This window comes from Streptomyces sp. NPDC090106 (assembly GCF_044747265.1).
GTDB lineage: Bacteria > Actinomycetota > Actinomycetes > Streptomycetales > Streptomycetaceae > Streptomyces.
Window position 1 is genome coordinate 170,358 of record NZ_JBIVDS010000012.1, and the last position, 18,987, is coordinate 189,344.

16 protein-coding genes are annotated in these 18,987 nt (G+C 72.2%); 5 read left to right on the forward strand and 11 right to left on the reverse strand.

Annotated elements, in window-relative coordinates; translation table 11 throughout:
• Positions 1 to 474 precede the first annotated feature (474 nt).
• Positions 475 to 2,625 (forward strand): LamG-like jellyroll fold domain-containing protein, encoded by a 2,151-nt coding sequence (locus ACIPSE_RS33815; RefSeq protein WP_401670279.1) that lies wholly within the window; start codon positions 475 to 477, stop codon positions 2,623 to 2,625.
• A gap of 154 nt (positions 2,626 to 2,779) precedes the next feature.
• Here the strand turns inward: ACIPSE_RS33815 and ACIPSE_RS33820 are convergent, their stop codons facing one another.
• Entirely contained in the window at positions 2,780 to 3,460 is a 681-nt protein-coding gene (locus tag ACIPSE_RS33820) for a class I SAM-dependent methyltransferase (protein WP_401670282.1), read from the reverse strand.
• A gap of 278 nt (positions 3,461 to 3,738) precedes the next feature.
• On the opposite strand from ACIPSE_RS33820, the gene ACIPSE_RS33825 reads away from it, so the two are divergent.
• Positions 3,739 to 4,152: a peptidase inhibitor family I36 protein gene (locus tag ACIPSE_RS33825; protein WP_401670285.1), complete on the forward strand. Its 414-nt coding sequence runs from the start codon at positions 3,739 to 3,741 to the stop codon at positions 4,150 to 4,152.
• 222 nt (positions 4,153 to 4,374) lie between these two features.
• On the opposite strand, the gene ACIPSE_RS33830 is transcribed toward ACIPSE_RS33825, so the two are convergent.
• The 9 genes from ACIPSE_RS33830 to ACIPSE_RS33870 form a co-directional block, all read right to left on the reverse strand.
• Positions 4,375 to 5,133, reverse strand: coding sequence for a GntR family transcriptional regulator (locus ACIPSE_RS33830; RefSeq protein ID WP_401670287.1), 759 nt, complete (start codon positions 5,131 to 5,133; stop codon positions 4,375 to 4,377).
• Positions 5,134 to 5,234: 101 nt separating this feature from the next.
• Positions 5,235 to 5,897 (reverse strand): deoxyribose-phosphate aldolase, encoded by a 663-nt coding sequence (gene deoC, locus ACIPSE_RS33835; RefSeq protein ID WP_401670609.1) that lies wholly within the window; start codon positions 5,895 to 5,897, stop codon positions 5,235 to 5,237.
• Between the two features lie 166 nt (positions 5,898 to 6,063).
• Positions 6,064 to 6,519, reverse strand: a complete 456-nt coding sequence (rbsD, locus tag ACIPSE_RS33840) for a D-ribose pyranase (protein ID WP_401670289.1) — start codon at positions 6,517 to 6,519, stop codon at positions 6,064 to 6,066.
• A gap of 112 nt (positions 6,520 to 6,631) precedes the next feature.
• Positions 6,632 to 8,224: a sugar ABC transporter ATP-binding protein gene (locus ACIPSE_RS33845; protein WP_401670292.1), complete on the reverse strand. Its 1,593-nt coding sequence runs from the start codon at positions 8,222 to 8,224 to the stop codon at positions 6,632 to 6,634.
• The gene (locus ACIPSE_RS33850; protein ID WP_401670294.1) at positions 8,224 to 9,249 is read right to left on the reverse strand and encodes a sugar ABC transporter substrate-binding protein; all 1,026 of its coding nucleotides are present in this window, start codon (positions 9,247 to 9,249) and stop codon (positions 8,224 to 8,226) included. Before ACIPSE_RS33850 ends, ACIPSE_RS33845 begins: the two co-directional genes overlap by 1 nt.
• A 242-nt stretch (positions 9,250 to 9,491) precedes the next feature.
• Positions 9,492 to 10,529: an ABC transporter permease gene (locus ACIPSE_RS33855; protein ID WP_401670297.1), complete on the reverse strand. Its 1,038-nt coding sequence runs from the start codon at positions 10,527 to 10,529 to the stop codon at positions 9,492 to 9,494.
• Positions 10,526 to 11,443 (reverse strand): ribokinase, encoded by a 918-nt coding sequence (locus tag ACIPSE_RS33860; protein WP_401670300.1) that lies wholly within the window; start codon positions 11,441 to 11,443, stop codon positions 10,526 to 10,528. The genes ACIPSE_RS33855 and ACIPSE_RS33860 overlap by 4 nt, the downstream gene beginning before the upstream one ends.
• Before the next feature lie 201 nt (positions 11,444 to 11,644).
• The gene (locus tag ACIPSE_RS33865) at positions 11,645 to 12,334 is read right to left on the reverse strand and encodes a hypothetical protein (protein ID WP_401670303.1); all 690 of its coding nucleotides are present in this window, start codon (positions 12,332 to 12,334) and stop codon (positions 11,645 to 11,647) included.
• Complete coding sequence (locus ACIPSE_RS33870) at positions 12,331 to 13,566, reverse strand: 2-isopropylmalate synthase (protein ID WP_401670306.1); 1,236 nt, start codon at positions 13,564 to 13,566, stop codon at positions 12,331 to 12,333. The genes ACIPSE_RS33865 and ACIPSE_RS33870 overlap by 4 nt, the downstream gene beginning before the upstream one ends.
• A gap of 355 nt (positions 13,567 to 13,921) precedes the next feature.
• Here ACIPSE_RS33870 and ACIPSE_RS33875 point away from each other — a divergent pair, with 355 nt between their 5' ends.
• Positions 13,922 to 15,763 carry an APC family permease gene (locus tag ACIPSE_RS33875; RefSeq protein ID WP_401670308.1) on the forward strand — a complete coding sequence of 614 codons (1,842 nt, stop codon included), beginning with the start codon at positions 13,922 to 13,924 and terminating at the stop codon, positions 15,761 to 15,763.
• Between the two features lie 353 nt (positions 15,764 to 16,116).
• Entirely contained in the window at positions 16,117 to 16,335 is a 219-nt protein-coding gene (locus tag ACIPSE_RS33880) for a hypothetical protein (protein ID WP_401670311.1), read from the forward strand.
• Between the two features lie 95 nt (positions 16,336 to 16,430).
• Here ACIPSE_RS33880 and ACIPSE_RS33885 read toward each other — a convergent pair whose 3' ends face one another.
• Complete coding sequence (locus tag ACIPSE_RS33885) at positions 16,431 to 17,435, reverse strand: Lrp/AsnC family transcriptional regulator (protein ID WP_401670314.1); 1,005 nt, start codon at positions 17,433 to 17,435, stop codon at positions 16,431 to 16,433.
• Positions 17,436 to 17,541: 106 nt separating this feature from the next.
• Between ACIPSE_RS33885 and ACIPSE_RS33890 the strand changes: the two genes are divergently transcribed.
• Entirely contained in the window at positions 17,542 to 18,981 is a 1,440-nt protein-coding gene (locus ACIPSE_RS33890; protein ID WP_401670316.1) for an MFS transporter, read from the forward strand.
• The last annotated feature ends 6 nt before the right edge of the window (positions 18,982 to 18,987 follow it).

Here is an 18,987-nt window from a genome sequence, read left to right on the forward strand (position 1 = left end):
TCAGCAAGGCGCTTGGCATGGACGCATTCAAACAGTGACGCCGGGAGAAGGGCCAGCCCGGGCGCAGGAGCCGGAGGGATTCCGGGATTCACCCTGGCGCCTAGCGCACCCGCGGCAGCGGGACGTGTGCTCCCGGGCGACGCAAGGTGTGCCGGGACCCGCCTCGCGGTGTGCCGCCGACCGGCCGGGGGGGGGACTCCCCAAGAGGGTGCGACAAGTGCGCTCAGAGGGCCTGCCGTTGGCCTGTCGCATCCGAGACATCCGGCGAGGAGCCGCAGGGGCGGACCACCGCCGGGGTGTGAACACCTTCACCTGTATGCGAAAGAGTCATCGCGGGCGCGACCGGCCCCTGCCCCGGTTCCCGGCCAGGCCGGTCGCGCGCGGGAAAACCCTTTCGGCGCTGTCGGTGCCCCCTGTTAGCTTCTGGTGGCTCAAGTGATCAACGAGCCTCAATCGCTCACAGGGGAGGGCAACTTGAACGACGTCGGGAAGACCGTCAGGAAAAGATGGCTGGCGGTGGGAGCGTGCGTGGTCGCACTGGCTGCCTCAGCCGTCGGCACCGCGCACGCAGTGGAGAATCTGCCGCCGGAACAACCGCTCATCGCGGATCTCCAGTCGGGGGACAAGCCCTGCGCGACGGGTGACGACACCGTGTACGTGCCGACCGCGCCCAGGCTGAGCGCCGTGCTGTACGACCCGGAAGAGGACAACCAGCCCAGCGAGTCCAGCCCGCTGTCAGGCGAGTTCGAGGCGTGGTGGACGGACGCCGACGGCGTCGAGCAGCGTCGCACCTACACCACCATCACCCTCTCCTCGGGGTCGCGTCAGTACTGGACGACGCCCAGCGATCTGCCCGCGAACACCGTCGTCTCCTGGCACGTCCGCGCGAACGACGGTCAGGCCGTCTCCTCCTGGAGCGACGAGGGCGACGGGTCGGCCTGTTCGTTCGTCGTCGACGACACGAACCCCGATGCCCCGACGGTCGATTCGCCCGAGTACCCCACCCCCGACGAGGTCTTCTGGGTCGACGGGGTCGGCGTCTACGGTCACTTCACGGTCGACTCGCCGTCCGACGACGTGGTGTCGTACAGGTACAGCTTCCTGGGCGGCCCCAGTGGGACAGCCACCGCCGACCGGCTCGGTGGGGCCGTGACCCTGTCCTACCTCCCGCTCTCGTCAGGTCCCAAGAACCTGACGGTCCGCGCCATCGACCGCTCCGGACGCGGCAGCACGCAGGTCCGTTACGAGTTCAACGTGCAGGAGGGCCGTGCCCCTGTCGCGCGGTGGAAGCTGGACGACGCGGCGGGGTCCCGTACGGCCGCCGCCGAGACCGGCGCGCCCGCCCGGGCCGGCACCGGCGTCACCTTCGGCGGCCCGGCCCCCGCGGGCACCTCGACCAGTTCCACGGTCGCCCTCGACGGCAGCGGCCACGGTTTCCTCACTCCGGACGCCCCGGCCACCGACATCCGTGAGACCTTCGCCGTCAGTGCCTGGGTACGGCCGGCCGAGACCGGCCGCACCATGATCGTGGCCAGCCAGGACGCGGCCTCGGGACCCGGATTCACCCTCGGGCTGCGCGCCCAGGAGTCCGGTCCCCTCTGGTCGTTCGCCATCGCGGGGGCCCGGGTCTCCGGCGGTGCCCCCGAGACGGGGGAGTGGGCCCACCTCCTGGGCCTCTACGACGCCGAGACCGGACTGGCACACCTGTACGTCAACGGACAGGAGACGGGAGAGACGGTGGCGGCGACGCCCGCCGAGGCCGCCGGTGCCTTCCAGGTCGGACGTGCGCGCGGAACCGCCGGCTATCGCGACCGCTGGCACGGCGACGTCGCCGACGTACGCGTCCACGACCGTGTCGTGGTGCCCGGTGAGGTGACCGAGCAGGCATGGCGCAAGCCGAGTCTGGTCGGTCACTGGTCGCTGACGGACGCCACGGACGGCGTGAGCCCCGAGCAGTCGGGCGGCACACCCCTGCGGCTCGGCGGCGGTGCGTCGATCTACCGGGCCTCGGACGACTCCTGCCTGCCGGAGCTGGACCCGGACTGCCCCTACGTACCTCCGCCGCTGGTCGGTGACGGGCATCTGGCCCTGGACGGGGAGAGCGGATACGCCACCGCCGAGGCACCTGTGGTCGACACCGCGGACAGCTTCACCGTCGGCGTCGTCGTACGCCTCACGGACGCCGTCCCCGCCCACCCGATGACCGTGCTCTCCCAGGCCGGCGAGCACACGGACGCCTTCAAGGTCCGTTACGACCCCTCCACCTACAGCTGGCAGCTGGTCGTGCCCGAGCGCGACGAGGCCGGCGCGCCGGAGAAGGTGGTCTCGCAGATCACCGGCGCCGACGGGGGCGAAGGCCAGGGCCACCGGCTCGTCGTGGTCTACGACGACGCCACGGACTCCGTCAAGCTCTACGCGGACGGCTACACCAACGCCGGGGCCACCGCGACCCTGCCCAACGGCTGGCACAGTTCCGGTGCCCTCCAGATCGGCCGGGGCACGGCCGGTGACGGCTGGGGCGAGTATCTGCACGGTGACGTCGACGAACTGCAGGTCTACTCCGGCGCCCTGCGCGACCAGGACGTCTTGGCGCTCGGCCACGAGACCGACCCGTGCCTGTGCTGACCGCGTGACGCCCAACTGACGACGGCCCTCCGGAACCCGGTTCCGGAGGGCCGTCGCTTGTCCTGGCCTCGCGTCCCGCAGGTGATCGCGGCGCTGCGCGTCCTGCTCCCGGCCGTCCTCGCCGTGGCCGACGCGTGCACGGCGGTCCCGTGCTTCAGCGCAGTCGGCGGGCGCGCAGCACGAGGTCGTCGGTGTGGTGTGCGCCGGCTCCGCCGTCGGGTGCCACGCGTGGGCGTCGTTCGTCGACCTCGATCCGCCAGTCGTCGTCGAGGAGTTCCGCGACCGTGGAGGGCCAGACGTAGTCGGCGGGATCGAAGCCGTTCTCCAGCGCCTGCCGGGTGTCGATTCCCGCGTGGTGCACGAGCAGGAGCACACCGCCGGGTGCCACGGCCGCGAGGAGGGCGCGCTCGGCCGAGACGTCGGGGGTGCGCAGCAGGGCCGGGTACTGCGCGGAGACCAGGTCGAAGCCGGCCTCGGGGAGCGTGGCGTCGGTGAGACCGGCGTGCACCCAGTGAACCGTGGCTCCGGCGTCCTGCGCGTGCTGGGCGGCTCGGTCCAGAGCGACGCCGGAGACATCGAGGGCGGTGACGTCCCAGCCGCGGCGCGCGAGCCAGATGGCGTCGGCGCCCTCGCCGCACCCGACGTCCAGTACGCGGCCGGGAGGCAGCTCGGAGGCCTCGGCCACGAGAGCGCCATTGGCGTCGCCGCTCCACAGTTGCTGCCGGACGGCGTACCGGTCGTCCCACTCCGCCTGGACCGCCGGGTCGCCGAGGTATCCGTCGGTGGGCGATGCCTTGCCGGGGGCGGGCGGTCCCGCTGCGCTGTTGTCGGTCACGGACCCACCCTCGCCGACCGTGCCACCGGTGCGCCATCACTGTTGCCGGTTCGGCAAAAGAGCACGGGCACGACACGGGCACGACACGGGCACGACACGGGCGCGGGACGGGCGCGGCGCGGGCACGACACGGGCATGGCAGGCGCCGCTCCAGTCGGACAAGGTTTCGGCAAGGTCGCGGCAAGACCCGCATTCCACCATCGGTCCACGCACCGCCGAGGGGCCGGCGCGGGACGTGTTCTCCGCCGGAAGGTCGACTCATGGGAAAGGGACCTTGAATGAACGTCACATCACGCGCAGTCCGTGGAGCTCTCAGCGCGAGCGTCGTCGCCGCCACGGTGGCGGCGGTGAGCCTGTTGGCGCCGAGCCCGGCCGAAGCCGCCGCGAGCGACTGCCCGTCCGGCAGCCTGTGCGTCTGGGACGCGATCAACTACACGGGCAACCGGTGTAGTTGGAGCAGCGCCGACAGCGACTGGACCAGCGGGTCCGTGACGTGTTCATGGGCGGACGACCGCAACATCATGTCGGTCTACAACCACGGGACCTCCTCCTCGTACGAGGGGGTCGGCCTCTACTCCGCAGCGGGCTACTCGGGGTACCTCGGTTGTGTGGGACAGGGCGAGAAGGCTCCAGGCGTCAGCGGTGGCCCCGGAGTCAAGGTGCGGTCCCACAAGTGGCTCGCCAGCTGCTGAGTCCGGATACCGGACAGGGGTGAGTGCGGCACGGGCCGAGCGCCCGGCAGCGCCGTCAGGGGGCACACGCCCCACCGTCGCCGATGCGGTCCATGACGGCCCCGCGCGCCCGGCCACAACCCCTCGGCCGACTCACCCGTCCACAGCAGCACGAGCCACCGCACCCCGGCCCCGCCTCTCGGGCCGGGGTGCGGTGTGTGGCGCGAGGTTTCGACGGTCGTCTCAGCGGCGCACCAGCAGGGAGGTGACGCGGAGCCGGCCGCTGTGGATCCAGACGTCGGAGTACTCCACGGGGCGGTCGTCGGCCAGGTAGGTGACCTGCTGGAGGTACTGCACGGGTGCGCCCTCGTCGAGGGCGAGCGCGTCGGCCACCTCGGAGGTGGCCGCCTCCGCGCTGAAGGTACGCCGGGCCGTGGCGATCTTGAGGCCGTAGGTGCCCTCCAGGACGCCGAAGAGGCTGGCAGAGGTGAAGTCGACCTTCTCGATGCCGGGCGTGAGGTCGGTGCGGACGAAGTTGTGGAGCAGCGCGACCGGGCCTTGGTCGGTGCTGCGCACCCGCACCAGGCTCAGCACCGGGGTGGCGGGGGCGAGGTCCAGCAGGGCGGCGACGGGACGGGGCGGGACGATCAGCGAGCACGCGCGCACGGTGGTCGCGGTGACGATGCCCTGGCTGGCGAAGTCCTCGGAGAGCGTGCTGAGTTTCTGGGCGATGGCGGGTTCGATCGTCGTCGAGGTGACGAAGGTGCCGCGCCCGCGGACCTGACGCAGCAGGCCCTCCTCGATCAGCGTGGTCAGGGCCCGCCGGAGGGTGCCCCGGCTGACACCGAACTCCTGGGCCAGCTCCGGCTCGCTCTTGAGGCGGTAGTGCGCCGGCCAGTCGCCGCTGGCGATCCGCAGTCGGATGTGCTCCGAGATCTGGACATGGATCGCCGTGGGAACGTCACGCTGGATGTCCGGAAGTTCCCGTTTGTCGGCCGTCACGGTCGTTGCTTCTCCTTTTCCGGTGGGCCGGAGGACGGCTGTCGCTCCGGCCGTGGGGTGCCGTGCCCCGGCGGCTGCCGGGACACGGCGGTGGTGGCGGGTCAGTAGCTGGCCGTCGTGTCGTCCCCGGTGTCGGTGATGATGGACAGACCGGCGCTGGTGCCGAGCAGCGATGCGCCGGCCCGCAGGAGGGCCAGCCCCTGCCGGTAGGTCTTGATGGAGCCGGACGCCTTGACCCGGACCCCGTCGCGCGCCCGTTCGACAAGGTACGCCACGCTCGCCGGGTTCGCCGTCTCGATCTGACCGCTGCTGGCGTTCTTCAGGAAGGCGGCGCCGGCCTCCATCGACAGCTCGACGGCGGCCTCCTTCTCGGCGTCGGTGAGCAGGGGGAGTTCCAGCATCACCTTGACGGGTATGCCGCTGGCCCGGACGACACCGGCGATGTCCTCACGGAAGTCGTCGTAGCGGCCGCTCTTGAGCCAGCCGATCTGGACGCCGATGTCCAGCTGGTCGGCGCCGAGGCGGGCGATCTCGGCGGCTTCGGCGGCCTTGCCGGAGCTGGTCATCACGCCGACGGTCGGGAAGTCGAGGGCGGAGGCGACCTCGACACCGGTGCCGCGGAGCTCTCCGACGACCAGGGGCAGCCAGGAGGCGGGGACCATGGCGGCGTTGAAGCCGTGCGTGACGGCCTCGCGGGCGTGGGCGATCATCTCGTCGCGCGTGGCGTCCGGGTCGATCTTGGTGTGCTGGATGTACGGCGCCATCTCGGCCGGGGTGAGGTCGAGTTCGACGGCGCTGACGGTGGTTTCGGACACGGGGTGGTCTCCCTGGGATCGGATGCGGCCGGCCTGTCGGCGAAAGGACCGCCGGCGACGGACCGCGCGGTGGCGGTGACGGTGACTGTGGCGGTGGCAGCGGCGGTGGCGGTGGTCAGAGCCGGGACGCGTAGGTGTCGGGTACGACGACGCCCTCGCCGCCGAACCAGCGCGGCGCGTCCACTCCGCAGAACAGGCCGATGTTGCCCCAGGGCTCGAAGGCCCCGGTGCGCACGACGACCTTGGCGCTGCGGGCGAGGTCGCCGAGGACCTCGGCGTGCGGGCGGGTGGTGAACTCGGCGTCGGCGAAGCGTTCGTGCAGCCAGGCGTCGAGACGGGGGTTGTGGGTGGGGACGTCCTCGGCCCGCACCACGCCCTCCACGACGAGTTCGTCGGCGATCAGGCCGAGGACCGTGCGCAGGTCGGGCAGGTTCTCGGCGAGCGCGAGGTCGATGCGGTGCGCGTCGGCCGGTACGGGGAAGCCCGCGTCCACGACGAGCAGCAGGTCGGTGTGGCCGAGTGTGGCGAGGGCTCCGCTCAGTTCGGCGTTGAGGATGCCGGAGCGCTTCATGGTGGTCCCTTTCGTGGGTCGTGCTTGGCGGGTCGAGCGGGTCGAGCGGGTCGAGCGGGCCGGGGCGGTCAGGCGCCGGGGTGCCGGGGACGGACTGCGGGGTGCGGACCGGTCAGGCGGCGGCCTGCTTGGTTCCGGTGGCCAGGGCCATGACGGACTCCTCGGTGGCGTCCTCGGTGTCGACGACGGCCACCAGGCGCCCCTCGCTCATGACCGCGATCCGGTCGGTGAGGGTGAGGAGTTCGGGCAGGTCGGAGGAGGAGCAGAGGATGGCGAGCCCTTCCTCGGCGAGCGCGAACAGCCGGCCGTAGATCTCCGCCTTGGCGCCGATGTCGACGCCGCGGGTGGGCTCGTCGAGGATGAGCACACCGGGGTCGATGGCGAGCCACCGGCCGAGGACGGCCTTCTGCTGGTTGCCGCCGGACAGGCTGGTGATGGGCTGGCCCAGGGTGGCCGTCTTCACCCGCAGCCGTTGGGCCTGCTCGCCGGCCGCCGCGTCGAAGGCGCGGCGCCGCAGCAGCCCGAGGCGGCTGAAGGTACGGGTGGTGAGGGCGCCGATGTTCTCGCCGACGCTCATGGTGGTCAGCAGGCCCTGCGCGCGGCGTTCACCGGGGACGAAGGCGAGCCGGCGCTCGACGCTGGCGATCGGGTTGCGGCGCTCATAGGGGCTGCCCAGGAGTTCGACGCTGCCGCCGGTGCCGCGGTCGCCGCCGAAGAGGTTGTGCAGCAGTTCGACCCGGCCCGAGTCGGGCAGCCCCGCCACGCCCAGGATCTCGCCGGGGCGCAGCTCGAAGGAGACGTCCCGGTGGCGCCGTCCGCTCAGCTCCCGCACCTTCAGCACCGGTTCCGCGGTGGGTTCGGCGGGGACCGTCTCCCGGCGGGTGAACTGGCCCAGCTCACGGCCGACCATGGCGGCGACGGCGCGGTCGGGGGTGGTGTCGGCGCCACGCCAGGAGGCGACGTGGGCGCCGTCGCGCAGGACCTGGATGTGGTCGGCGAGACGGAACACCTCGGGCATCCGGTGGGAGACGTAGAGCATGGTGGTGCCCGCGCTCTTGAGCCGGTCCATGAGGGCGAACAGGCGGTCGGCCTCGGCCGGGGTGAGCATGGCGGTGGGTTCGTCCAGGATCAGCACCCGGCAGCCCCGGGCCACGGAGCGGGCCACGACGACGAGTTGCTGGGTGGCCAGGTCCAGGCTGCGCACGGCCGCGCCGGGATCGACGGCGAGGTCGAGCTGGTCGAGGAGCTCGGCGGTGCGCTCGGCCATCCGGCGCCGGTTCGGGAACCAGCGGCTGCCGGGCTCGACACCGCTGAGCACGTTCTCGGCGACGGTCCGGTCGGGCAGCAGCGACAGCTCCTGCGGGACGATGGCGACGCCGTGCCGGCCGAGCATGGCGCCGGGGTCGAAGGAGGTGACCTCCTCGCCGAACACGGTCACCGATCCCTCGCTGGGCGGCTGGAGGCCGGCCAGGATCTTCAGGAGGGTCGACTTGCCGGCGCCGTTCTCGCCCAGCAGGGCGGTGATCTCGCCGGCCGGGACGTCGAAGCTGACGTCGCGCAGGGCACGGACCGGGCCGAAGCTGCGGGAGAGGCCGGTGACGCGGACGGCGGGGGCGGAGTCCCCGTTCGCCGCCGGGGCGGTGGACTCGACCGGGCCCGGCTCGGGGGCCGAGGCCGCGACGGGACGTTCCGGGGTGGCGGACATCAGTCCTCCACCGTGGCGTCGCTCAGGTTGGCGCGGGTGATGAACTGGGCGCCGGTGTCCACCCCGCTGATCTTCGTCCCCTTGGTCAGGAAGTCGTTGAGCACCTTGACGGCCTGGTAGCCCTGCTCGGAGGGGTTCTGGCTGATGGTGAAGTCCAGGACGCCCCGGTCGACGTACTCGGCGGTCTGCGTCAGCAGGTCGAAGCCGCCCATGGCGATGGTGTCGGAGTGCTTGGACTGCGCGACCCACTTGGCGGCGGCGGTGGTCGAGCAGCAGTCCAGACCCGCGACGGCGACCACGCCGGACTGCCCGGACATCGTCGACTCGACGGTGTTGTAGGCGGCGTTGGGCTCGTTGCCCACGTTGACCGGACCGACGATCTTCAGCCCGCTGCCCTTCATGCCCTCCTCGAACCCGGAGAAGCGGTCGTGCGACCAGCCGGCGCCGGTGTCCACGGAGAACACCACGACGGACTTGCCGTTGACGTCACCCTTGAGGTGCTTGCGCAGCTCCTCGGCCTGGGACTTGCCGGAGCCCTTCAGGTCCTGGCCGACGAAGCCCATCTGCTCGGAGTCGGGGTTGTCGGTGTTGAAGGAGATGATCGGGATGCCCGCCTTGTAGGCCTGGCTGATGACCGGCTTCAGGGCGTCGCTGGACGCGGAGGAGACGGCGAGACCGTCGACGGCCTTCTGCTGGATGAGGGTCTGTATCTCGGAGACCTGCTTGGCCGCGTCACCGCCGGTGGGGCCGATCAGGGCGACGTCGGCGCCGAGTTCCTTGCCGGCCTTCTTCATGCCCGCGGAGATCGGGGTGGCGAAGGCGAGCGACGGGTCGTGGTAGCTCAGCTTGATCCGCATCGGCTTGTCGTCGTCGATCCGCTGCTGGATGTACGAGGCGAGCTTGAAGGATCCGTCGGAGGAACCGCCCGAGTCGGCGGCGGTGACGGCGCCGCACCCGGTGAGGGCGAGGGCTGCCGTGCCGGCCGTCGCGGCGGCCAGCGATCTGAGGAGGGAACGCGGGGACATGGTGACTCCTTTGTCGTGTCCGGCGGTGGGGCGGGGACGGGATGCGGGTGTGTGGCTGTGAGGTGCTCCGGGAGGGGCGGGCGGCGCGGCTCGGCGGCCCGTCCGGTTCCGTCAGGAGCGGGCGTGTGGGGCGCGGTGGTCGGCGGTGTGGGCACGCCGGGTGAGGGGTTCTGAGCCCGCGCCCGGGGGCGCAGGGAGACCGAGGAGGCTCAGGGGGCGGGCGAGAGGGCCCGGCGGAGCGCTCAGGCGCGGCTCTTGCGCTTGCGCTGCCAGGTGTCGGCCGCGACCGCGGCGACGATGACGAGGCCGGTGACGACGGTCTGCCAGAAGGACGAGATGCCCTTGATGTTGAGGATGTTCTGGAGGAGGCCGATGAAGGCCACGCCGATGACGGTGCCCCACATCGTGCCCGAGCCGCCGAAGAGGGCGGCGCCGCCGATGATGACCGCCGAGATGACGGTGAGTTCCAGGCCCTGACCGGTCACGCCCTGCACGTAGGAGAGGAAGGACAGGCCGAGGACGCCCGCGAGGCCGGCGGTGAACCCGGACAGGACGAACGCGGTGAGCTTGACCCGCTTGACGTTCACGCCGACGAGCCGTGCGGCCTCCTGGTTGCCGCCCACCGCGTAGGTGTTGAAGCCGAAGCGGGAACGGGCCAGCAGGACCACGCCGATGGCGGCGACGGCCGCGAAGAAGACGAACTGCATCGGCACCACGCCGAACAGCCGTCCCTGGCCGAGGAGGTTGAACTCGGCGACGCCCGGCTGGGAGGAGCTCAGGGAGATCGGGGCGCCGTCGGAGATGAGCAGCGCGACACCGCGGAAGACGCTGAGCGTGCCGAGGGTGACGATGAAGGAGGGGACGCCGAGGACCACGACGGCCAGCCCGTTGACGAGCCCGGCGACGACACCCACGGCGAGTCCGACGACCATCGCGGCCGGCCAGCTCCAGCCGTCCGATATGAGCATGCCGGTGGAGATGGCGGACAGGGCGTAGGTGGATCCCACCGAGAGGTCGATCTCGCCGTTGAGGATCACGAAGGTCACGCCGACGGCCATGATGCCGATCTGCGCGATCTGCTGGCCCACCGAGAGCAGGTTGTCGGACTGGGCGAAGGTCGGCGAGAGGACGGTGCCGAGCAGGAACAGCAGGACCAGCGCGGCGAACACACCGGCCTCGCGGGCGTGCAGGAGCTTGCGCAGCGTCGCGGGGAGCTGCCGGGCGGACGCGGGGCCCGGTGAGGCCGCCGGGGCCGGTGGGGTGGAGGTGGTCAGGGTCACGAGGCGTTTCCAATCCGGGCGTTCAGCTGGTCTCTGGTGGGAAGGGCGGGGATGACGCCCGCGACGGAGACGGTGTGGGAGCCCGCCGCCGCGGCGAAGCCGGCCGCTCGCTCGACGGGCAGCCCTTCGGCCAGGGCAACGGCGAGGGCGGCGGTGAAGGAGTCGCCCGCGCCGGTGGTGTCGACGACGGCGTCCGCCGGGTGCGGGGGCACCGCGGTGACGCCCGACTCCTGGGCGACGAGGGCTCCTTCGCCGCCCCGGGTCAGGAGCGCGATCCCGCCGGTGCGCCGCCGCAGGGCGCGGACGAGGTCCTCGTCGCCGAGTCCGTGGTCGGGGCCGAGTCCGAGGAGGACCGGTGCCTCGGTCTGGTTGGGCGTGATCACGTCGATCAGCGGCCAGCACGTGTCGGGGAGCGGGCGGGCGGGGGCGGGGTTGAGCAGGGTGCGGGTACCGGTCTCGCGCCCGAGGCGGAGCGCGGCGGTGACGGCGTCCTCGGGGATCTCCATCGAGACGACGAGGACGTCGGCGGAGGCGATCTCCGGGCGGAAGCGCTCCACGGCCGCGGCGTCCAGCTCGTCCAGGGCGCCGGGGGCGATGGCGATGCGGTTCTCTCCCGACGGCTCGACCAGGATGAACCCGACCATGGTGGGGGCCAGCCCGGTGACGACGTGGGCGGCGTCGACGCCCTCGGCACGCCACAGCTCCCGGGCCGCCCGGCCGAAGTCGTCGTCTCCCACGGCGGTCAGGAGCGCGACGTCGGCGCCCAGCCGGGCGGCGGCCACGGCCTGGTTGCTGCCCTTGCCGCCGGGCCCCGGGGCGAAGGTCCCGCCGGAGACCGTCTCTCCCGCAGCGGGCGCCTTGGGGACCCGCATGGTCAGGCCGGCACCGTAACTTCCGACAACCGCGATCTTCATCGACACACCACTTTGTGTATGGACAACCATGGACATGCGAGAGCGTAGGTACAGGGATGTCCATAGTCAACGGTTGTGCGAGAAATGATGTCCGGGGCGTCGACGGCCCCACAGGGCGCTCAGTGACCCGCGGCCCCCGGGTGCTGCGGGGGTCGCGGGTTCGGCGCCTCCCGGGCGAGGTCGGGCGGAAGGCGCCCCTGGTCAGGAGGTCGGGCGGTCCGGCGCCGCGTAGCGCGAACGCAGGCTCTCCAGGTACTCCTCCGGTCCGGTGGCGGCGTCCTGGGCGCCGTGGCGGTGCAGTTCGGTCAGGCCGTCCGGGTGGAGGCGCACGGTGGTGGTCGCCCGGCGGGGAGCGGCACGATCGGCTCCCGGCGTGACGGACTCCGTTTGGTGGCGCGGGAGTTCGAGGACGCACACGGTGGCGGGGAACATCTCCAGCGCCTCGGCGGTGGTGGCCGCGGGCGAGCCGCCGGTGCGGTTGGCGCTGCTGACGTAGAGCACCGGATGGGCGTCCAGGAGAGGGCGCAGCGGCTGCCAGCGGGCGCCGAACAGCAGCATCCAGCCGTCCTTGACGGCGGGGCCGAAGCGGTCGGAGGCCGCCGGGGAGACCGGGACGAGCACCGTCAGCCGCTCCTCCGCCAGGAGTCGGCACGCCAACCGGGCCGCGTCGGGCTTGAGTTCCCACACCTCGTGCAGTGCGGCGAGGGTGTCGGGATGGTGGGCCCAGAGGGCGACGGCCTGGTCCGCGGGGCGGCCCTTGGCCTCGTTGACGGCGCGGGCCCGGGTGGCCGTGACCACATGGGTGAGCGGGGCGGGGTTCGGCAGAACCACCGCGGAGCCCTCCCCGATCGCCCGCGTCGCGTGGGAGAGGGTGACGGCGGCGCAGTTCATCGGGCGCTCCGAACGGGGAGGGAGGCGAGTCCGTCGAGGTAGGCGGCGAAGACGTCGTCGTCGATCACGGCCTGTCCGGTGCGGAAGGCGCGTCTCTTGGCCCAGTCCATGGCGGCCGTGGTCTGCTCGCGTTCCAGCGTGTGCCCGAGCCGTGCGGCCACCGCCGTGACCACCCGTGCGCTGGCCAACTGGGTGAGAAGCACCTGGGGTCGGGTCCCGAGCACCTCGGCCGGGTCGTAGGGCTGGAAGAGCTGCGGGTGGACGAAGGGCGTGCCGGTGGAGATGGTTCCCACGCCGGTGCCGACGACCGGGGTGGTCACGGTGAGCGGCACTCCCGTCTCGCGCGAGACGTCGGCGGCGATCCCGGGGACGTGGGTCAGGTCGGGTGCCGTCCACCACAAATCCGCTTCGGGGCGCAGTAGTTCGCGGTGGTGGAGAGCGAGGAGCAGCAGAAGCTGTTCGGTGGCGACCATCCCGGCGCGTTCGGCGATGCCGAGCCACGCAGCGGACAGCACGCGCACCCCGGCGCGCAGCGCCTGGAGGGAGTTGGCGAGGCCGAGGCCGAGGTCGTTGTGGAGGTGCGACGCCAGCACGGTGTCCGCTCCGGCCGCCGCGGCCACCTCGCGGAACATCGTGCCGCAGGCGTCGGGCAGTTGACCGCCCACGGTGTCCGCGAGGACCACCAGACCCGCCCCGGCCGCGGTCATCGCCCCCGCGTGCGTCCCGGCGAGCGCGTTGTCCGCGCGGGCGGCGTCGGCGAGGCACACGTCCACCGCGACGGAATCGTCCAGATCGCGGGCCCGCTTGACCAGCTCGGTGCCGATGGTGAGGGCTTCCGCGGCCGTCCGGTGCGTCATCACCCGGGCCATCGCCTCGGAGGCCGGGACCACGATCATGATCCTCGGGTGGGCGGCGCCCCGCACGGAGGCGACGGCCTGCTCGACGTCCCGGACGGCGCCCCGGCAGACGGCGGCGACGCTCACCGAGTCACCGGCCTCGTCGGTGACCTGCCGTACGGCCTCGTACTCCTCGGCGCAGACCGCGGGAAAGCCCGCCGCGAACACCACGTGCCGGGCGCCGTCGGCTCCGAACATCCCGCCCGTCCGCCGGGCCAGCCGTACCCGGAAGTCGGCCGACATCAGGGTCTTGGCCTGTGCGCCGTCCCGTGCGGACTCTTCCCACAGCACCACTCGTCCGGCCTCGGCCGACTCCCGTACTACGTCCACGGACACGCTGTTCACCCCTTCTCGCCGGTCGCACTGATGATCTTCAGCTTTCCTGGGAAAGCGGGGCAGGATCGAATGAAGGACCGCATGTTCACCTGATCAAGTGGAAAAGGTTCCCGTCGGCTCCTTTGTGGGCTATGGGCGACGTCACCCTGTCCGGCCTCAGTCATGGGCGCTGCTCCGGAGGGATCCGGGGGCGCACCGGGGAGTCCCGTCAAGGTCCCGTCAATGCCGCCCGTTCCGGCGTGAAGAAGCCGCCAAGAGCGGTCGGCCGCCCCGGGACACGGACCCACCCTTGATGCACCGTGCACACCTCAGCCCTGGTGCGCGGCGGCCCTGTGAACACAAGGAGCGCGCACCGATGTCCGTCCTCACCATCGAGCCGGGGTCGGCCCCCGCCGGCGAAGAGCCGCCCGATACCGGCGAACGCCACCGGCTCACCGCGGTCACGGGCCTGGCCGCCCTGTCCCTGGACGCGATGGCGTCGGTGGCGTACGGGCCCGAGGCGATCGTCCTGGTGCTGGCGGCGGCCGGGGCGCACGGCCTCGGCTTCACCCTGCCGGTGACGCTGGCCATCGCGGGCCTGCTCGCGGTGCTGGTCGCCTCCTACCGGCAGGTGATCGCGGCCTTCCCGGACGGCGGCGGGTCGTACGCCGTCGCCAGGACGCACCTGGGCGCGCGCACCAGCCTGGTCGCGGCGGCTTCCCTGGTCCTGGACTACGTCCTGAACGTCGCCGTCGCGGTCACGGCCGGCGTGGCCGCGCTGACCTCCGCCTTCCCGGCCCTCTACGACGACCGGCTGTGGCTGTGCCTCGGTGTGCTCGTGCTGATCACCGCGGTGAACCTGCGGGGCATCGTCGAGTCGGCCAGGGTCTTCATCGTGCCGACCGCGGTGTTCGTCGGCTCGGTCCTCGTGCTCATAGCGGTCGGCCTGTTCCGGTCCGGGCCGCTCAGCACGGTCACCGCGGACGGGCACGCCTCCGCGCTCGCCGGCAACGCCACCACCGTGGGCGCCCTGCTGCTCCTGAAGGCCTTCGCCTCCGGGTGCGCCGCCCTCACCGGTGTCGAGGCCATCGCCAACGCCGTCCGCTCCTTCCGCGTGCCGCGCGTCAAGCGTGCTCAGCGGGCGGAGGTCGCCCTCGGCGCCGTCCTCGGCGTGATGCTGATCGGCCTGTCGGTCCTGATCGGCCGTTTCCACCTCCAGCCGGTCGACGGCGTCACCGTCCTCGCCCAGCTCGCGGACGCCTCCCTCGGCCACAACTGGGCCTTCTACGTCATCCAGTTCGCGACGACGACCCTGCTCGCGCTCTCGGCCAACACGTCCTTCGGCGGGCTGCCGGTGCTGCTGAAACTGCTCGCCCGCGACAACTACCTGCCCCATGTGTTCGCCTTGAAGGCCGACCGCCAGGTCCACCGGCACGGGGTGCTCGCTCTCGCCCTCGTCTCGGCCGCGCTGCTGGTGTTCTCCGGCGGCGACACCAACACCCTCGTGCCGCTGTTCGCCATCGGTGTCTTCGTCGGCTTCACCGTCGCCCAGGTCGGGATGGTCCGGCACTGGCGCCTGGAACGCGGGCCGCGTTGGCGGGGCAAGACGCTCCTGAACGGCTTCGGCGCCGGGCTCACCGGCGTCGCGACGGTCGTCGTCACTCTGGAGAAGTTCCAGGAGGGCGCCTGGCTGATCGTGGTCATGCTGCCGCTGCTCGTGGTGGCCTTCGTCGCCGTCCACCGGGCCTACGACCGGATCGGCGAGCGGCTCGGCCTGGGGCGTGTGCCCGAGCCCCCGCATCGCCAGCGCTCCCTGGTGATCGTCCCCGTCTCGACCCTGTCCCGGCTGACGTCGGAGGCCCTGACGGCGGCGGCCTCCCTCGGCGACGAGGTGCGTGCGGTCACCGTCTGCCACCCCGACGCCGAGGACCGGGCCGCCCTGCACGCCCTGGAACGCTCCTGGGCCGACTGGGACCCGGGCGTCCGGCTGGTCCGGCTGCCGTGCGAGCGGCGCTCCCTGGGCCGCCCCATCGCCGCCTACGTCCAGGAGGTCACGGCCGCGGAACCCGATACCCGCGTGACGGTGCTGATCCCGGAGGCCGAGCCGGACCGGCTGTGGCAGCGGCTGCTCCAGAACCAGCGGGGCGCGGTGGTCGCACACGCCGTACGGCGTGAGACGGACGCCGTCATCTGCCGACTGCGCTTCCGCGTCCGGTGAGGGCCCGTACAGGTGGGTGTATGCCGGTGGCCGCCCCGGCGCATAGAGTGGCGGCAGCTCATCGCGCAGTCAGGCGTGAGTGGTGTGCCGGGAAGCCTGGTCGGCGACGTGTCCGTCGTGCCCGGAAGGCTTCCCATGCAGCTCAGACACCCTCCCCGTCACGATGCTCTCGCCCTGAGGGGCGCGGGTCATCGCCGGCGGTCGCGCCGTGCGCCCGCCGCCGCGCCACGCGACTCGTCGTCAGCCGTGCCTCGCCCTCAGCCCGCTTGCCTCCGATGAACCGGACACGCGGCGCCTGACGGAAACGCCTCCCTTTCCCACCCGTAGCGGTGCGACGAGACAAGAAGCCTGCGATGACATCCCTGAACACCCCACCCTCTGAACCGACGGCGCAGGAACTCGCGATCCGCCAGGTCCTCATCCGCTTCGACGCCTATGCGCGCATCCGTGCCGCGCGGGACAGCGTCCTTGCCGCCTCCCGTGCGGGCCCGCGTGACGAGGAACGCGCCTTCGACGAATTGGAGCAGGCCATGGCCCGACTCCGTGACGTCCCCGGCGCGGACCGCTCGTGAGACCTGGTCGGTGGCCTTGCCGTCGGCCACTCACGCCACCGGGACGGACGCCGCCCGTGCCGCCCGCCGTCAGTGGCCCGGTCGCGGCATGTGGATCATGCGTGCATGGGGACGGTGTGTAGTTTGCGGCCGGTGGGGTCGAGGGCGACGCCGATGCGTTTGGTGGCTCTGAGGACGACCGACCGGTCGACGATCTCCACGTCCCGGAGCTGGCTCTCGATCGCCGCCTCCAGCCTGCTGACGTCGGTGAGCTCCCTGAGCCACACGGCCATGATCACGTTGCTCGGGCCCGCGATCTGCAACACGGTCCGGACCTCTGGCAGCGCGCCCAGGCGAGGGCTGATGGTGTTCGAGGCCGCCGCCGGCACCCGCAGGAAGAACCAGGCGTAGACGGGCCATCCGCTGGCCTCGGCCTGGAGCTCCGTGCGCAGGGTGAGGCGCTCGGACCGGAGCATGTCGCGGACCAGATCCCGTACTCGGCGTGGGCTCAGGCCGGTCCGTTCGGCCAGCTTCGCGGTGGGCGCCCTGCCATCGGTGACCAGTTCGGCGAGAATCGCTCGCTCGTCCTCGGTGAGCGCGCGCGGATGGGCGTGGGCCGTGGCGCTGGTGCTCTCGCGCAGCCGGGACTGTTCGGCCTCGGTCAGGGAGCTGAGCCGCCAGCCCGCGCCCTCGGCGATGACCCGGGTGACCAGGTGGGTGCGGACGGCTCTGACGCGGTCGAGGGTGCCGAGACGCTGGAGCAGGTACTCGGTCAGCGAGGCCCGGTCGCCCGCGGTCACGGTGAGCAGCAGGTCGCGTCCGCCGGAGGTGATGTCGATGGTGGCGCACTCGGGATCGTCGACGAGCCGGGTGGCGATCTCCAGGGACTGGCCCGCGCTGTCGATCTCGACGAGTGCCGCGGGCCCCTGGTCGCCGACCGGGGTGGCGTAGGCGGTGATCCAGGCGATGCCCTCGTCGCGCAGCCGCTCCCATCGGCGGGCGGCGGTGACGGGGTCGACGCCCAGGACCGCCCCGACCTGGGCCCATGACGCCCGTGGGTTGATCTGGAGGGCGTGGACAACTCGCCGGTCCAGGTCGTCCAGCGGAGTCATATCGTGCATGAAGTCAGGATATCGCTGCCGAATCCTGCATGACCACGAGTGTCTGGCGTGAAAAGGCCGATGGTTCCCCCGTCCCCGTCGTCAGATCCCCTCGGAGCGTGTCGGGATGTCCACCAGTCCACCCTCCTCCACAGCCGTCGCCGCGCCCGCCCCGGCGCGTATCGCCTCGATCGTCGGCTTCCTCGTCGTCATGGAACTGGCCTCGGGTATCACCCAGGGCTGGATCTCGCCGCTGCTGCCCAGCTTCGTCGAGCGGTACGGCCTCTCCTCGGCCGACGCCAACTGGATCACCGCCTCCGCCCTGCTCTCCACGGCGGTGTGCGTACCGCTGCTGTCCAAGCTGGGCGACGTGTACGGCCACAAGCGGCTGCTGGCCGTGGCGGCGTCACTGGTCGCCCTGGGGTCGGTGATCGTCGCCCTCGCGCCCTCGTTCACCCTGCTGCTGGTCGGCCGGGTGCTCCAGGGAGCCATCTCCGCCTTCCTGCCGCTGGAGTTCGCGATCGTGCGGGAACGGGCGGGGGAGCGCGCCGACCGCGCGATCGGACTGCTGGTCGGATCGCTCACGGTGGGTGCCAGCCTCGGCATGCTGCTGGCGGGTGTCGCCCGCCAGTACCTGAGCCTGTCCACGACGCTGTGGCTGCCCGCCGTCATGATGATCGCGGTCGTGCCCCTGCTGGTGCGCCTGGTCCCGGAGACGGTCGTCCGCCGGCCCGGCGGCATCGACTGGCAGGGCGCCGTACTGCTCGGGGCGGGCCTGGTCCTGTTCCTCGGAGCCGTCGGCAACGGCAGCCGCTGGGGATGGACCGACCCGCTGACCCTCGGCGGCCTGCTCGGCGGCGCCGCCCTTCTGCTGGTGTGGGTGCGCGTGGAGAACCGCGTCGAGCACCCACTGGTGTCCCTCGACGTGATCCGCCGGGGCGGACAGGGCCTGCCGCTGCTGACCGCGTTCGTCTTCGGCGCGTACCTCTTCGGCAGCGCCACCCCCAACGCCCTGTTCCTCGGCACGCCCGCGGAGGCGACCGGCTACGGCCTGGGGATGACCGGCACGGCTCTCGGCGCCGCGCTGCTGGTCCTCGGCGGCGCCATGTTCGTCGGCACGGCCCTGGCGGCCCGCCTGGCCGACCGGATCGGCGACCTCGGCACGCTGGTCACCGGCGCACTGGTGTCCGCCGCCTCCTTCCTGGCCACCGCCGCCTTCCACCAGCAGCTCGCCGTGTTCCTGGTCTGGCAGGCCGGGCTGGGCATCGGCGGCGGGATCGTGGCGGCCAAGCTGCCTACGATCGTCGTGGCCCGCGCGCCCCGCGACTCGGTGGGCATCGTCTCCGGGCTCTACAACACCTCCCGCACGGTCGCCGGTTCGGTGGCGGGCGCGGTGTTCGCCGCCGTCATGTCGGCCCTGGTGATGGGCGGCGGGACGGCGGCCACGATCGCCTCGGAGACCTCCTACGTCGTGGTCTGGTCGATCTGTGCCGGACTGGCCCTGCTCGTCGCGGTCCTGGCGTTCGGTGTGACCCGCGGGTCCGCCCCGGCGGAGGTGGCCGAGTGAGCGCGA